Source organism: Herbaspirillum sp. UBA812, assembly GCF_002296545.1.
GTDB classification, from domain to species: domain Bacteria; phylum Pseudomonadota; class Gammaproteobacteria; order Burkholderiales; family Burkholderiaceae_D; genus Herbaspirillum; species Herbaspirillum huttiense.
In genome coordinates this window covers 15,010-33,005 of the sequence record NZ_DBIC01000338.1, presented here as the reverse complement: position 1 = coordinate 33,005, position 17,996 = coordinate 15,010, and the positions used below count along the sequence as shown (strand labels likewise).

The window sequence follows — 17,996 nt, the reverse complement described above, 5'->3', positions numbered from 1 at the left end:
CCGCCCCCCCCCCCGCCGTACTTTCACGGTACCACTCGTCATTTCCGGAGCGCTGCGAGATGACGTAGCCGCCCTCCTGCGCAGCCCACACATACCAGGCCGCGGCGTCGCTGCCCAGACGATAGACCGGCTTGGACAAATCCAGCAAACCATTGCCGCTTTCCACGAACTCGCCGCTGAAGGCGTTGAGCAGCGCCGACTGCTCAGCTGCCGACAGCAGGCTGTAGCTCCCGTTGGCACTGCTGTTGCTGCCGTCGGATTTCTTCAGTCCGCTGATGGTCAGGCTGCCCGCCAAGTTCAGCGACCACGCGCCGTCGGTGGAGGACGCCGTCACCGTGCCCATCGTCGCCCCGTCGTCGCGCTTGACGACGACCTGCGCGCCCTTCTCTGCCACACCACTCAGTGAGAAGCTGCCGGAGGTGGTCATGCTGGCGCCGCCAGCAGTCTTGCCGGCCGAAGCATTGAGCAGGATGGTCGGCGCATCCGCCTTGGTATCGAGCGTGAACTCAACGGCATCACTCTTGACGCTGTTGTTGCCGGCCACATCGGTCTGGCGTACCACGACCTTCTTGATGCCGTCGCCGCTCAGCTTGACGCTGCTGCCGGTGCCACGGGTCCAGTTGGAGCCGTCATCGGTGCTGTATTGCCAGGTCGCGCCGCTCTCCAGACCACTGATATCGAGCGTGCCATCGCGGGTGATCTTGTCGCCGGCCACGCCGCTATCGGTGGCCAATACCAGTCCCAGCTTGGCAGGCAGCGTGGTGTCGAGCGTGAACGACAGGGCATCGCTGGCAGGCCCGGCATTGCCCGCCACATCCAGCTGGCGCAGCAGGATGGACTTGAGGCCGTCACTGTTGCCGGTGCCATCGACAGCACCCTTGAGCTTGATGCTGTTGCCGCTGCCATTGGTCCAGGTCGTACCGTTGTCGGTGCTGTATTCCCAGACCGCCCCGGCTTCCAGTCCGCTCACATTGACCGTACCGTCATTGGTGATCTTGTCGCTGGCGGATGCCCCGTTGTCCTTGGCCAGGGTCGCATTGACCTTGGCTGGCAGCGTGGTATCGAGGGTGAAGCTGAGCGCCGCACTGGAAGCGCCGGTATTGCCAGCCACATCAATCTGGCGCACCTGCACCTTCTTGGCACCATCCGTGTTGCCGGTGCCATCGGCTGCACCCTTGAACTTGATGCTGTCTCCACTGCCATCGGTCCAGGTGGTGCCGTTATCGGTGCTGTACTGCCAGCGTGCAGCGCCTTCCAGCCCAGTCACGTTGACGGTGCCATCCTGTGTGATGCGATCGGTAGGCGAGGTGCCGCTATCGGTCGCCAGGGCAACCACCGGCTTGGCGGGTGCGCTTGCATCGAGCGTGAAGCTGAAGCTGTCGCTGGCAGCGCCCTTGTTGCCGGCCGCATCGGTCTGCCGCACCTGAACAGTCTTGTTGCCGTCGCCGGTCAGCTTGAGGCTGCTGCCGCTACCGGCGACCCAGCTGGACCCGCTGTCGGTGCTGTATTCCCATGCCGCACCGGCTTCCAGGCCATCCACCTTGACGGTACCGTCATTGGTAATCCCGTCGCTGGAAGAACTGCCGTTGTCGGCCAGCAGGGACAAGCCCGGCTTGACCGGCGCGGTGGTATCCAGGGTGAAGCTCAGAGGATCGCTGTTGGGACTGGTATTGCCAGCGGCATTGGTCTGGCGAACCACGACGTTGCGCAGGCCATCGGCGTTGGTGCCGCCATCGATCGCGCCCTTGAGTTTGAAACTGCTGCCGGTGCCATTGCTCCAGGTACTGCCGCCATCGAGGCTGTATTGCCAGTTGGCCCCGGCCACCAGCTTGCTGACCTTGACGGTGCCGTCATTGGTCAGCTTGTCGGTGGCAGAGCTGCCACTGTCAGTGGCCAGGGCAATGGCGGGCTGCTGCGGCGCGCCGCCATCGAGCGTGAAGCTGAAGACATCGCTGACCGGCCCCACATTGCCGGCCACGTCGATCTGCCGGGCCACCACGTTCTTGTTGCCGTCACCGCCCAGCAGGAAGCTGGTACCGCTGCCGCGCGACCAGTTGATGCCGTTGTCCACGCTGTACTGCCAGGTCGCCCCCGTCTCCAGTCCGGTGATGTTGACTGTGCCATCGCTGGTGATCATGTCGTTGATGACGCCGGTATCCCGGGCCAGCGACAGCGCCAGCTTGACGGGGACGGTGCTGTCCAGCGTGAAGCCGAAGCTGTCGCTCACCGGACCGGTATTGCCTGCGATATCGGTCTGGCGTACCAGCACCGATTTGAGGCCATCGACGTTGCCATTGCCATCGGCCGCGCCGGTCACACGCACACTGGTGCCGCTGCCATTGCTCCAGCTGCTCCCGGCATCGAGGCTGTATTGCCAGGTGGCCCCGGCCTCCAGTCCAGCGATGTTGACAGTACCGTCATTGGTCATGCGATCGGTGGCTGAACTGCCACTGTCGCGTGCCAAAGCGAGCACCGGCTTGGCCGGAGCCGCCGTATCGAGCGTGATGCTGACGGCATCGCTGCTGCTGCCGACGTTGCCGGCCACGTCAATCTGACGCACGATCATGGTCTTGTTGCCGTCCGGCAGTCCGGACAGCTTGACGCTGGTGCCTGAACCATTGCTCCAGGTGGTGCCGCTGTCCAGGCTGTATTGCCAGCTCGCCCCGCTTTCAATTCCACTGACCTTGAAGGTGGCGTTGTTGGTGATCTTGTCGGTCGGATTGCCGCTGTCGACCGACAGGGCCAGCGAGGGCGCTGCGGGCGCGGTCGTGTCCAAGGTGAAGCTGAACTTGTCGCTGTTGGGACTGACGTTGCCGGCGGCATCGGTCTGACGTACCAGCATGTTCTTGGCACCATCACTGCCGCCACTGCCATCGGCGGTGCCGGCAAAGCGGAAACTGGCGGCAATGCCGTCCTGCCAGGTCGCACCGTTGTCCAGGCTGTACTGCCAGCTGGCACCAGCCTCCAGCTTGCTGATGTTGACCGTACCTTCATTGGTGATCCGGTCACTGGTATTGCCACTGTCCTTGGCCAGCGCCAGGGCGGGCTTGGCCGGCAGCGTAGTATCGAGCGTAAAGCTGACCGCATCGCTGACGGCACCGACATTGCCGGCAACATCGGTCTGGCGTACGACCACCTTCTTGGCCCCGTCGGCATTGCCGGCGCCGTCCGCTGCCCCCTTGATCTTGACGCTGCCGCCGCTGCCATTGCTCCAGGTCACGCCACTGTCCAGACTGTATTGCCAGCTGGCACCGCTCTCGACTCCGCTGACGTTGAGCGTGCCATCGTTGGTCAGCCGGTCGAGGCCGCTGCTGCCGGTATCGTGTGCCAGAGTGGCGCTCAGCTTGGCGGGCGCTGCCGTATCCAGGGTCATCGTCAGCACCTGCTCTGCACTGTCATTGCCGGCGCGGTCGGTCTGGCGCACCTTGACGGTGTGCGCACCATCGCCTGCAATGGTGAAGCTGCCCCCGCTACCCGGCTGATAGTCACTGCCATCGATCTTGTAGGCCCAGCGGGCAGCGGCTTCCAATCCGGAGACCAGTACCTTGCCGACGCTGGTGATGCCGTCACCCGGGATACCGGTATCGCTGGCCAGTGCCAACGGCGCAGTGAACACGGGCGGCGTGGTATCGATCGTGATGCTATGCGTTACCCGGATGGAGTCCAGTCCCTTGACGGTGTTGTGCGACTGGATGCCGATGATCTTTTCCACACCATTGGCACCATCCGCTCCCAGTGCCTGCCAGTCGCCCGCCGTGAGCGTGAAGCTCCAGTTCCACACGCTGGTGCCGGTGCCCGAGTCGTGCGTGGTGATTCCGCTCTTGATGACGCTACCATCGGGATAGAACAGCGTCACCGTGTCATCCTTGCCGGCGGTACCGGTCAGGGTGACGCCTGCAGTGCGCTCGGCCAGATTGATGATGTCGTCACCGGCGACCGTATTGATGGCCGGCACGTTGGTCACCGTAAAGACGGCGTCGGCCAGCTTGGCCCAGGTGTTGACGCTGCTGCCATCGTCGGCCTGCCGTGCCAGCTGTGCCTGTACCTTGGCCAGATTGCCGGCATTGACACCGGAAATCTTGAGTGCCGCGAAGTCCTCCGCCGTCATCGGCCGGCTATTGTCACCCTGCACGGCAAGGCCCGCCTTGATGGCCAGATCGGCCAGTGCGCTGATCTTGGCGGGCGTACTGACTTCGGTGGCGGTGCGGCTGTCGACGATGGAGCTGAGCAGCTGGACGATATTGGCACTCGCGCCAACCGCGCCGCTGTCGAGCGCGAGGATGCCCGAGAGATCCACCCCGATACGCTCAAAATCGCCCTGCTGCGCCAGCTTGCCGTCCCCCGTATTGCTGGGCACGCCATCGGCCTGTGCCAGCAGGCGCGCGTAACTGTCGACCAGCGCCTGAATGCCCGCCACCGAACTGACGCGCGGCCCATCCACAGCGGACGTCGCCAAGGCGGCGACGATGTCTTCCTTGTTGGCATTGGCACCGACCTCGATGACGCCGGTCACGCCCAGGGTCTGGAAATCCGCCACGGTGGGGGCATCGCCGGCGTTGCTGTCGGCATAGGCCACGATGCGGTTGATGGCCGCGCGGGCAGCATGGGCCACGCTCTGCAGCTCGGCCACCGTATCGACATCCGGCTGCGTGCGCGACTGCAAGGCGGCCACCACCGCATTGCTTTCCACGGGCGTCAGTCCATTGATGCCGAGCACCTTGAAGTCGGCCGCACTGAGGGCATCGGCCGGAGAGACCACATCACCGGTCTGCTGCGCGGCGATCGCCAGCACCTTGTTGGCCACGCTTGCCAAGGCACTCAGGCTGGCGGGGCTGTCCACAGCAGACGGATTGGCCGCACCATCGACCAGCTGGTTCAGCAACAGCAGGTTGGACGGGTTCGCCAGCTTGTCGGTGAGGGTATTGTCCAGACCCACGCGGACATAGTCCTGGGCGACCGGCAGATCGGCCGCAGCGGTGCCGAGGCTGCCATCGGCCAGGGCCAGCAGCTTGGCGTAGCTGTTGACGATACCCTGCACCAGATCGGGCCTGCCCGCCTGGTCGGCTCCGACCGGGCCGGAAGCCAGCGCCTTGTTGGTCGCGGCGAGGATGCTGTCAGCCACAGCCTTGGGCGCGGTTGGCAGCAGCACGCCCATGTCGGCGTAGTCCTGCGCCATGGGCATGGGGCGGGTGTTGTCGCTGGCATAGTCACGGATCTTGTCCTGTGCCGTCACGGCCTTGTCGACCAGGCTTTGCAGTCCCGGCAAGGTATTGATGCTCGCCAGCTTGTCGGCCGGCAGCTGCTGCAGCTTGGCCAGTACGGCAGGCATGTCCTTGTCGCTGAGTCCGGTCACGCCCAGTCGTTCAAGGTCGGTGCGCGCCGGAGCGCTGCCTCCCACGGCGGCAGGGCTATCCAGCACCAATGCGACGGTATCGGCCAAGGCCAGTACTTCGGCGGGGGTATCGACCTCCTCGGCCTTGCGCCCATCGACCACCGAGTTGAGCAGCGACAAATAATCGCTCTTGGCGCTGGCCCGACCCACGCCGGACAGGTCGGCACCCAGCAGGCGGTAATCCTCCAGGGTGGGCGCGGCTGCCGGCACATTGGCCACGCCATCGGCCAGGCCCAGCAACTTGCTGGCGCTGTCCACGATACCCTGCACCAGTTCGGCCGTCGCCGCGCGCGTGCCGTTGACGGCACTGGTGGCCAGCGCCGAGAGGACGGCAAACAGGCCCTCGGGCATGGCATCCGGACGGTCCGGTGTGGCGCTGGCGTACTTGCCCACGCCCACCACGCCCATGTCAGCAAAGTCTTGCGCCACAGGGGTGATGCTGTCCGAACCGGCCTGGGCCACGGCACCCGAACTCTGGCGCTCGGCATAGGCCATGATCTTGGCCTGGGCCGCACGGGCGGCCGAACCGATGGACTTCAATTCAGCCAGGGTATCGACATCGGTCGGCGCACGGGCCTTCAGGGCGGCCATGAAGGCCGACAGCGAGGCAGCATTGACGTCGGCGTTGGCACCGGTACTGCTCAATCCGAGAGTGGTCAGTTCGGCCACCGTGATAGCGGCGGGTGCGTTCTCCGGCTTCACATCGGCATCGGCCTGCCGCATCACGCGATTGACGATGTCCACCAGGTTCAGTGCATTGATCTTGCCCAGCTCGGACACCGAGGCGAAATTGGGCCGAGCATTGAACACTTCGTTGAGCAACTTGACGTTGGACGGCCCATTGTCCACGGCCATGCCCAGGGCACGGAATTCGTCCACGGTCAGCGGCGCACCCGCCTTCGGGGTGCCATCGGCATTGACCGCATCGGCCGCCGGCCGGTTGGCGTCGGTCAGGATGCTGCTGGCCGACGCCAGATTGCGCAACTTGGCAGCCGCCGTGGCCATGGTCTGGATCTGCGCCAGGTTGAGACCGGGCAGAGCATCGGGCGTGACGGCCTTGAGGCCGGAGTTGACCAGTCCCAGGGTGGAGGGCGTAGTGCCGTCGATCTGGGCCATCAGGTTCTTCACGCCCAGCGTCTGCAAATCGCCCGAGGTGGGTGCGGCCGCCCCTGCACTACCGGCGGCATACGCCACCACCCGGCCGGCAAGCGCTGCCAGGTCACCAATCTTGGCAGGCGTAGAGACGGTGCTCTTGTCAGCCGGCTGCGCATCGAGCGCGCTGGTGAGCACATTGAGGGTAGCCTGCGCCCGCGCGGCATCGGAGGGCGACAAACCAGGTGCTGCCGGGTCCGGCAGACGGTTGGCCGGCACGCCGATGCGCAGCAGTTCTTCGCGGGTGATGGGCGTAGCCAGATTGCCGGCCACGCCATCGGCGGCCTGCAGCACATGCTGGTAAGCGTCGACGATGGCTTGCAGCTTGCTCTTGCTGTCCACCAGGCTGGAGTTGGCCAGTATCTTGACGGAGGCATTGATGCAGGCAAGTGTATCGGCACTGACGCCACTCACGCCGGCACGTGCATAGTTGTCCACCGTGGGAGACAGCACGCGGTCCACCGCGCCCAGCGCCGCGTCGGTATTGTTCAAGCCGTCGGCATAGTTGCGGATGATCTTCAAGTCCTTCAGCAAGCCATCCACCAGGCCCTGCAGGCGGGTGCTGCTGTCGATCCGGTTGACGTCACTACCGGCCACCAGCGCCTGCACGTTGGGCAGGAAGGCCGCATCGAGCCCCTGCACGCCCAGGTTGCTGAAATCATCGAGGCTCAATCGGGCCGCAGCAGTCGCGTTGCCGGCGGCAGCGATCATCTTGCCGGCCGATGCACTGACCACATCGATGCGTGCGGGCGTGGCGACCTGGTCGCGGTTCAAGGCATCCAGCGCGGTGGCCAGCAGGCTGATAGTGTGGCCGTTGGTGGCCGCGCTCACGCCGACGCCGATGCTTTCCAGTTCGGCCTCGGTAGGCACTGCCGCCGAGCCGATCGGATCGGGCGTGGCACGCGTGCCGTCGGCGGCGGCCAGGATCTTCAGGTAGGCGCTGGCAATGGCCTGCACCAGCGGCTGGGTGCTGGCGCGAACGCCGTCCACGACCGTCGTCGCCAAGGCCGCATTGATGGCAGACACGCTGCTGCCGGTCACGCCGTAGACGCCCATGGCCGTGTAATCGTCGGCGGTGGGTACACCCAGCGTGGCGCCAGTGTTGTCCTGGGCGTAGGCACTGATCTTGGCCAGGGCATCGACCGCCTTTTGCGTCAGCGCCGAGATTGCGGCCAGCGACTTGATCTGGCTGCCGTCGGTCCCGCTGGTGCCGATGGCCGCCAGGATGGCGCCCTGCTGCGCGGGATTCCTGCTGCTGATATCCACCCCCAGCAACTGCAGATCGGCCGCGCCAGGCGCAGCTGCGCCTGGCAGGCGCGCGGCGCTGTCCATGAGCTTGTTGACTACGTCCAGCAATGCCTGCAGCTTGTCCAGCGTATCGACGCGGGACAGCGCCATGCCATCGATGGCACTGCCCAGCAGTGCTGCACCCGAGCCATCCGGGTCGGCCGCAGCAGCGGAATGCCCGAGGTCCAGGCCGAGGGCCGCATAGTCGGCGGCAACCGGCAACTGGCTGGCCTCGGTATTGGCACTGGCATCGGCCACGGCAGTGATCTTGGCAACGGCATCGGCGGCTTTTTGCAGTTGTGACTGATCCTTCACCTTGTCGGCGCCCAGCCGCGACAGTGCGCCATCCAGCAATCCCTTGTTCTGAACATTCAGACCAGAAAGCCCGATGGCCGCATAGTCATCCAGCGACGGCGCAACGCCACCGGCCACGCTGCCGGCGACGATATGAGCGTAAGCATCCACGATGGCCTTGAGCTTGGCGGGGTCACCAGCCAGTGCGGCGGTGATGGCTTTGCTGGCCAGCGTCGTGTTGACTGCGCCCAGATTGTCGCTGCCGACCAGCGCCGATCCATCGGCCTTGACCAGGCCGATGGCCAGGTAATCTGCAGCGCCGGGGACGGGCTTGCTGGCGTCATCGGCATAGGCACTGATCTTGGCCTGGGCCTTGATGGCCTGACTCGCCAGCGCCTGCACTTCGGCCAGGCTGTCGACGGCACTGGCGGCCTGCGCCGAGACTGCGCTCAGCACGGCAGCAGCGGCCGCATTGGAGGCCGTGGCAGGCATCACGCCCAGCGCGGCCAGATCGGTAGCGGCCATGCTGGTGGGCAGACGATCGCCGGCGAACACCTGTGCCTTGCCGGCCAGCGTCAGCAGACCTTGTGCCGTGGCCAGCAGGCCTTCCAGCTTGGCGGGGGTGTCCATCACGGACTTGCTGGCCTGCTGGTCCAGCGCAGTCTGCAACAGGTCCAACGCTGCCGGAAGAGTGGCGGCATCGACCGTCACCCCTACCCCGCTGAGCAAGGTACTGAACGCAGCTCGCGTGGTATCGGACAGCGCCGGTGTATCGGCCCGGCCGTTGACCAGGGCAAAGAGCTGGTCCCAGTTGTCGAGGATGGCTTGCAGCTTGGCGGGCGTATCGATCTGGGCGGCGCCAAAGGCAGCCGTGAGCAAGGTAGCGGAGGCACCGATGGCCTTGTCGGCCTCGACACTGGCCGGCACGTTCAGGCCCATGGCCTTGAAGTCGTCGGCGGTGGGACGGCCGCTGTCTTCCGGGAATCCGCCTGGTACCGCCTGCAGTTCCGCATAGGTCTGGATCTTCTGGTAGGCCGTCAGCGCGGTGGAGACCACGGTCTGCAGCTTGGCGAAGGTATTGACGTCGCTGCCATTGTCGGCACCGGCGCGGATGGCATAGAGCGCCGCCGCGATGGCGGCAGGTTTTTGGGCTGCCAGCGCACTGCCATCGGCGCTGGTCAATCCCAACTGGCCCAGTTCGACCACTGTCAGGCGTGGCGTGTCATCACTGGCCTGGGCCTGCATCAGGATCTTGTTGACCAGCACACCCAGCGCATTGATCTTGGCCGGGGTGTTGACGGCATCCGGCAGCTTGCCGCCGATGACGCCGTCCAGCAAGCCCTGTGCGGCGGCGTCGGTGGTCTTGCCGGTGGGGGCAGTCACGCCCTCCACGGCCGCGCCGATGGCCTTGAATTGCGCCGAGGTGATGGCCGGGCCGGTATCGGGCGCCACACCATTGGCGCGCGAGAGAATGGCCAGGTAGGCGTCGACCACTTGCTTCGCATGCGGCGGCGTGTCGGCCTGGGCAGCGTTGATCGTGCTGGTGCGCAGGGCGGCATTGACGGCCGCCACGTTATCGGCCGTGACCAGCGGCGGGCGCACGCCGCTGGCATCGGCCACCGGGTTGACCAGGCCGATGCTGCGGTAATCATCCACCGAGGGCGTCGTGGCCGCATCGGTGGCCGAGACGGCGTCGTCGGCATAGAGCCGGATCTTGGTCTGCGCCGCGTCGGCACGATTGACCAGCGCTTGCAGCTTGGCCAGGGTGTTGACCTCGGAGCCATCCTTCTTGCTGCCCGCGATGGCCGCCAGGATCGCCGGCCAGTTCTGCGGGCTGCCATCGGGATGGTGCGCCACGCTGGCCAGGCTCACGCCCAGCTTGCCCAACTGAACCGGGTCCAGCGGCGGATTGGCTACGCCGCCGGCCGCAGTGACCATCAGTGACTGAATCAAATCCAGCAGTTGCGCCAGCTTGTCCGGCAAGGCAATCGGACGGCCGGAATCATCGGTGCTGAGCGCGCTCAGCGTATTGGCGTCCACCGTGTCGGCCAGCATCGCCACGCCGGTCGCTCCGGCGGCGTCGAGTTTGCTCTTGGCCAGGCCCAGGGCCATGAAATCGGCGGCGCCGGGCTTGGGCGAGGCATCGCCGGCGATGCCATTGGCGGCATCCACCACGTGCTGGGCGGCGATGATCAGGCCTTGCAACTGATCCGGTGTCTGCACCTGGGCGGCCGAGATGCTGGCCGACTTCAGGGCGTCGTTGATGGCATTCAGGTAAGGCGTGCTGCTGCGGCTGCCATCGACCGGCAGTTGCAGGCCCAGCGCATCGAAATCGGCGACGGCAGGCGCATCGCCGCCGTCATCGCGGGCGAACTGGACGATCTTGCGCCCGGCGACGGTGGCTGCATCCATCATGCCCTGCAGCGCGGCGACGGTGAGCGCGCCACTGCCGTCGTCAGCAGTGGTCTGCAGCTTGTTGAGCAGGGCCGCCAGGCTGTTGCCGTCGACCCCGGTCAAGCCCAGCGCACTGAGATCGGCCGGCTTGAGCGCGCTGCTGACCGGGGGATATTGCACCGGGTAGCGATCCGGCAACGGCGCGACCGCGGCGACCTGCATGAGCTGGTCCACGCTCTGCGCCAGCCGGTTGAGCTCGGCTACGCTATCGATCTTGCTGGCACCGCTTTGTGCATGTACGGCGCTGTTGAGGAGGGCCAGCCCGCTCGCTGCAGTGGACGCGATGGCGTGCGGCATGGCCACGCCGATGGTCTGGTAGTCGCTCAGCTGCGGTGCCTCTGTCGCTCCACTGGCACCGTTGACGTAAGCCAGTACCTTGGCATAGCTGTTGGCGATGGCCGTGAGTTGCTCGATGCTGCGCACACCGCTCACATCGTGGGTGGCGGCATTGTCTGCCGAGCTGGGCAGATTGGTGGCCGGGTCGATGTTGTTGCCCTTGACCCGGACTGCATCGAGGAAGGCTACCTGCACGGCTTCACTGGTAATGGCACCCAGACCGAGCGCCTGCAAACTTTTCAGGCTCAGGCTGGTGCTGGAATTGCCGACCACGGGATCATCCTTGCTCTCTCTGGCAGTGCGAATGAGGTCGGACGCCGTGGCTGCCAGTGCAGCCAGTTTGTCGGGGATATCCACGCCCTCGCGGCGCTGCGCCGCTACCGCGCTGTTGAACAAGGCCAGTTTGTCGGCATCGACCTTCTCCAGCGACCTGGTGCCGCCGAGGGGGCCGGCCAGCTTGCCCATGCCGATGAGCGTATTGCTCAGCGGTACGCCGATGGCCAAGTATTGCTCGGGCTGCAGGGCCGCACCGGGGGCATCGCCGCTCTTGCCATCGGCAGCTGCCAGGATCGCGTTGTAGGCCGAGACGATCACCTTGAGCTTGGCACGGCTATCAACGTCGCCCCGCTCCAGCTTGGCGACGGCAGCATTGATGCTGGCCAGGTTGCTGCTGTCCACCGTGGCGGCCCCCACGCCGCGGTCCACGCCCACATCGTGATAATTGGCCACGGTCGGCGCCGGGTTGCGGTCGCTGTCCTCGGCATAGTTCATGATCACCAGCAGCGCTTCATTGACGCCGTTGATCAGGTTCTGCAGCGGCGCCACGGTCGAGAAGCTGGCAATGCCGGCGGCATGCACGCGTGCCAGGACCAGTTCCAGGTTGCCATCGCTGCCGGTATCGACGCCGCTCACACCCAGGGCGCGGAAGTTGGCCTGCCAGCGGGCGCGGTCATCGTCACCCGGAACCGGCACCACACTGGTCGCCGGCTGTGCGGCCAGCTGCAGCAGCTGGTCGACGGCCTGGCCGATCTGTTCGATCTCGGCCACGGTATCGACCTGGGAACGCGCCTTGCGCTTGAGAACGTCATCGGTGAGCTTGAGCCGCGCGTCCTGTTCGGCGGCACTGCCCGGGCTCACCGTCAGGCCCGGCAGATGCGCGCCGATGGTGCTGAACTCGGCAAGCGACGGATCGCTGCCGGGGGTGGCATCGGGCACCTTGTCCAAGTCGCCCGCCACGCTTCCGTCCGCCGGTTCGGCTTCGTTGGCTTCGGCCAGGATGCGGGCATAGGCATCGACCATGGCCTGCAGCTTGGCCGGACTGGCCAGCTTGGCATAGTCGGCCCCATCGAGGGCATTGGCCACGGCCTTGGCCACAGTGGCATCGGCGAGGTTGACGCCGGCCGCCTGCAAGGCCGCCAGCGCATCGCTGAACTGATCCGCAGCCGTAGCGTTGCCGACCACGCCGTCAGCCAGGTGGCTGATCTTGACCAGCACATCGACGCTGGCCTGCAGGTTGCTGACCTCGGCTGCCGCTGCAGGCGTGAAAGCATCGATCACGCTCTGCATGTTCGACACCAGCAGCGCCTGTACCGCCGGATCAGCGGAGGACAGGCCGGTCACACCGAGTTTGACCAGCACATCGGCCGTGATGGCCTGGGCAGCGGGGCTGGTCGTCCCATCGGCAGGCGCTGCGCCGTCAGCAGCGGCCATGACGAGGTCATAGGCCTCGGCGATCGCCGCCAATTTGGCCGGAGGATTCACTTGCGCGGCACCAATGGTGACGGTTTGCAGCACGGAATTGAGGGCCTTCAAGGCCAGTTCCGGGCTCGCATGCGGCATGTGGACCGACAAGTCCAGGCCGATGCTGCGCAAGTCGGCCGGCGTCGGTGCCGCTGCCTTGGCCACGCCGTCGGCATAGGCCTCGATCTTCAACTGCGCTTTGCCCGCATTGTCGGCCAGGGCTTGCAACTTGAGGCCGCCGGCCGGGAGCAGACCCGTCAGGGCGCTGCCGTCATCCGGGCTGGCGGCGATGGCGGAGAGCACCGCCGGGAAGGTATGCGCATCCAGCCCGGTGATGCCGGCACCGGACAGTTCAGCCTGGGTCACCAGTGCATCGCCGATGCCACCCTTGGCCTGAGCGATCAGGTGATGTGCCGTGGCCGCCACCTGGGATAGCGCGGGCAGCGTATTGACGCTGGCCGGCCTGGCGACGTCGATCAAGGTATTGAGCATGTCCAGCAAGGGTGAGGCCTTGCCCTGCGCATCCGGTTGCAGCGCGGCCACCAGATCGGCGGGCAGGCCGACCCGCTGGTAGTCCTGCGGTTGCGGCAGCGCAGTGGCATTGCCGGCACGGCCATCCGCCGCCGCCAGGATACGGGCGTAGGCATCCACGATGCCCTGCACCAAGGCCGGCGTGGCGGTCTGCGCCGATGTCACCGGCGTGCTGGCCAGGGCCGAATTGATCGCCTCCAGCTTGTCGCCAGTGACACCGCTCACGCCGATGGCGGCATAGTCGGCCACCACAGGCGCTGCGTGAGTGGCATCGTCGGCATAGGCATTGATCTTCACTTGCGCCTGCAGCGCGGCGTCCACCAGCGACTGCAACTTGGCCAGGGTATTGATGCCGCTGCCATCATCGGCAGAAGCAACGATGGCTTGGGTGACCGAGGCTTGCAGGGCATCGTTGAGATTGACCACGCCCAGCATGCCCAGCTTGGCCTTGAGGTCGGCGGCCTTGTCGGCCGCGGTGCTGCTACTCAGGCCGCTGTCATCGCCGGCCGCCAGCGCACCGATGGCATTGCCGGCGATGACCAGCTGGCTGACCGTGGCGACGTTGAGCAGGTCGCGCGGGTTCTTGCCGATCAGTGCCGAATTGATGAGTCCCTTGATGTTCTCGTCATGGGGCGCAGCTGCGCCGATGAGGGCGAAGTCCTTCAGGAGCGGCTCGGCATGCTGCACGCCCGTTCCCGCTGTCTGGCCCAGAATGCGGCCGAAGGCGTCGGCAATGTCCTGCAAACGGGCGGGCTCGCTCACCTGCCGGCCATCCACGGCGGGAGTGGCCAACGCGGAATTGAGGGCGTTCTGGTGCAATTCATCGTCCACACCGTGGATACCCAGCGCGCGATAGTCCGCCAACAGCGGCGCAGCTTGTGCGCCGTCATCGGCATACGCCACGATCTTGGCCGAGGCCGCCAGCGCCCGGGCGGCCACCTCGCTCACCATGGCGGGAGAACGCAGGCCGGCACCGTCATCGGCGGTGCCGGCGATGCCCGACAGCACCACCGGCAGCTGTGCTGCCGTCACCGGTGTCGCCAGGCGCAACTGATTCAGTTCGTCCGCGCTCAGCGCGACCTTCTGCCCTGCCCCCAAAGCCAGCACCCGGGCGGCCACACTGGCCAGCGCTTGCAGCTTGTCGACGCTATCCACCCCCGGGCGGGCCGTCGCATCCAGTACCTGGTTGAGCAGGTTCAAGGCATTGCCGCGCGCAGCACCGGCAGCCGGGAGCAAGGTCTGCAGCGCCTGTACGCCGATGCGTGCATAGTCGTCGGCTGCGGGAAGTTGCTGTGCATTGCCGGGTACGCCATCGGCGGCGGCCAGGACCAGGTTATAGGACTGCACCAGGGCACCCAGCTTCTTCCAGGACGAGATGGGCTCCACGCCGACCGCCTTGACGGCACTGTTGATGCTGGCCAGGTTGGCTGCCGTGACCTGCGTGGCGCTGTTGCCGGTCAGCAGTACGCTCTGGTAGTCGCTCAGGTCCGGCTCGGTCTGCGTAGGACGCAGCGGATTGATGGGATTGACGCCCTTGGCATAGTTGAGGATGGTCTGCAAGGAACCGATCTTGCCCGTGACCAGCGCCTGGACCTCGGCCAGGGTATCAATCTCGCCCACGATGCTGCCGTTGGCGCGCAGCTCCTGCGGCACGCTGTTGAGGCTGGCGGCCACTTCGGCCACGTTGTCGTCGCTGGTACCGGTCACGCCCAGACAGGCAAAATCGTCCGTCTTCAGCGGATCGGGCAGCGTCTGTCCGGCCGGCAGTGCTGCCTGCGCCGCCAGGCGCTGGGCGGCCTGGGCCAGGTCACTGATGGCGGCCACCGAGGCAACGTCGGCCGCCGTCTTGCCATCGATGGCACCGCTGAGGATGCGGGCCCCCGCCACCGACAGGGGTGGCACCACGCCCAACGCTGCATAGTCAGCTGCGCCTGGATAGGACGACAGATCGCTGTTGCCCGGTTTGCCATCGGCCAGGGCTTGTACCTTGTAGTAAACGTTGACCGTATTCTGGATCTGCGCAATGGAATCAGACGCCGCCTGGGGCAAGGACTTCAGGGCATCGTTGATGCTCTGCAGCTGCTGCGCATTGTTCACGCCGACCACCCCCATGGCCTTGAAGTCGGCCAGTGTCGGTGCCGGGTTGGCGGGATCCTCGCCATACACCGAGGCCTTGGCCACCGCTGCATCGGCGGCCTTGATCGCGGCGCTCACGACGGCCTTCAGCGACAGCGCATCGCTGACCTGGTCAGGGTCGGCGGTGGCGGCTACGGCATTGATGATGGCGGGCACATAGTTCTTGTCGACGGGCGTGGCCATGACGCTGTCCAGGCGCGTGCTGCCGTCGTCGTTGACCAATGCGGCGCGGGCCTGCGCCATGGCGTTGTCTTCCGCCGTCTGCGCGCGCGTCAGCGCGGCCTGGGCGGTGGCCAGCGCGGCCTGCTTGGCCGACCGGCTCAGGGCATCGGCAGCATCGAATACGGCTTGCGCCACGGCGACCGCCGAGCGGGCATCGTTGACGGCCTTTTCACTGCTGGCCAGCAGCACCGTGTGCTCGATCAGGCCGCTGCTATCGACCACGAAGCGCTGCGTGCTCTCGCTGAAATTGCCGGCCACATCGATCTGGCGCAAGTCGATCTGCGCCTTCCCGTTACCGGTGATGGTGTCGCCATTGAGCTGCAGGCGCTCACCGGCCTTGAGGCGATACCAGGTATCCGGCTTGATGTCCTGGGCGGCACCGCTGACCGGCAGCAGTTGCAGCGTGCGGGCATCGGTTCCGTTGCCTGATGCCAGGCGGAAGTGCAGCTCGGTGCCGCCTTCCATCATCCCCGGCACCGAGAGCTGCGCGCCCGGCTGGCGACTCACGCCATCACTGCTGCTGAGGCCATCGTCCTTGCCGGCCACGAACTGCAGGGCAGGACGCGCAGGTGCTACCGTATCCAGCGTGAACTGCAGCGTCTCGGCACCGGTATTGGCATTGCCGTAGCCGCCGGTGTAGGACGCACCGACCTGCACCACGCGTGCCTTGACCCAGTTGCTGCCGGTGGTACTGGCCACGTCGCTGGCGATGTAGTCGACCTCGCCGCGTGCATTGCTGCCGCCTTGGGTCAGCTTGCCGGCTTCCTTCCAGCTGCCGAACAGGGGCTGGCCGTTGACGTCGGCCGCCGTGGCCACGGCGAACTGCAGCCGTTCGTCGCCGGAGAGGGCCTTGGTGAGCCGCACACGCAAGCTGCCGTCCTGGGTGACCTTGTCGCGGTCGCCTTGCGTGGCGGGCACGCGCAGCGGGTCATCGCCGCCCCGCCCGCTGTAGCTGCTGTCGGTGACCAGCGCGGGTGCCGGCTCGGCAAAATTGGTCATGCCGGACGGTGGGGTGAGGTCCACGCGTACATCATTGTTCTTCCACACCGTATAGTTGGTGCGGTTGTTGTAGCCGTCCGAGACGGTCACCTCGGCCACGATGGGCTGGGAGTGATCCAGCTGCAACAGCTGCTGGGTGGTAGCGTCGTCGGAGACCAGCACCGCCTGACCGGCCGCATCGGCACGCGCGGTCGGCAGGCTGATGCGCAGGTCATGGCCCAGGGTGTCCTTGCCATCCAGGACCACGCTCACGCCCGCAAAGGGCGGCGTGTTCACGCTCAGGCCCCCTTCCAGGAAATCTCCCTGGTCGAGCTGCAAGGTGGAGCTGAGCGGCGCGCTTTGCCACAGCTCGGGATTGCTCATGACGGCCTGCTTGATCAAGAGCGTCGGCTCCGCGATGGCGACGTGGTTCTGCTGCAGGTAGGCCGCCACGGTGGAGCCGCCGGGCAGCTTCTGCAGGGTGTCGTAACGCGTCTGTGCGGCGGCCACGGCCTCCTCGGTGCTATCCGGATCGTGAATGATCTTGAGCAGCGGTTCGCTGAACAGGTTGGACTGCATCAGGTTGGACGAGGCCAGTGACTGGCCGCGCACATTGGTGGCCCACTTCAGCGCGCTATTGCTGTCGTCGACGAACTGCAGGGCGTTGGCCAGCTTCCTGATCGCGTCGATCTGGGCCGGATAAGCCTTGGGGTCCAGCGCCGACAGGTTGGAGATGGCCTTGAGCGCCACCCCGTAGTTGTAGGCTTCGCTGCTGATGCCGGGATTGAAGCCGGGGTTGACCACCACCTGGCCATTGACGTTCTGGCTGGCGGTCGGCACCACTTCGCCGCCGATGGCATCGACCTTGAAGAAACCGCCCACGGCATTGTTGATCGCGGCAATGCGCTCGGCGCTGAGGTCCGGTACTTCGGAGGGATTGAGCATGCCCACGTCCATCCCTGCCTTGATGACGGCCAGTTCGGTCAGCGCGGTGACGTTGACGTTCTGGCTGGCACCGGTGGCGGTGACCAGTGCACGCAGTACGGTGTTGCCGAGGTCGGTCAGCTTGTGGGTGGCTTCGTCGGCATAGTTGTCGGGCACGCCGGGGGTGTTGTCGCTGATGACCACCAGCACGGTACCGCGATAGCCTGGCTTGTTGAGCACCAGCGAGTAATGGCCATCGATCACCTGAGCTGCAGCGCTGATGGCATGTCCCTGGTCGTCATAGGCGATGGCCGTGGCATTGTTGAGCGGGCCCAGCATGGCCGCGCCCGAGATGGTCGGCTTGATCTCCGGCTGGCTGGACGCGCCCGTCCCTGACGCTGCCCCGCCTGCGGCACCGGCACCGCTGCTGGCACCGCCACCGGTGGCCGCATTGCTGGCTGCCGCAGCACCGCCGCCCCCACCACCACCCGCCGCTGCCAGCAAGGCCAGCACGCCGGCGGCCACCGGCCATTGCACGCCCCAGTTCTTT

Annotated in this window: 1 protein-coding gene; it reads right to left on the bottom strand. The window is 66.1% G+C overall.

The features are described from left to right. Window positions 1-17,996: Ig-like domain-containing protein (locus B3873_RS22760; RefSeq protein WP_349676454.1), on the bottom strand; the 17,996-nt coding region annotated here is incomplete at both ends.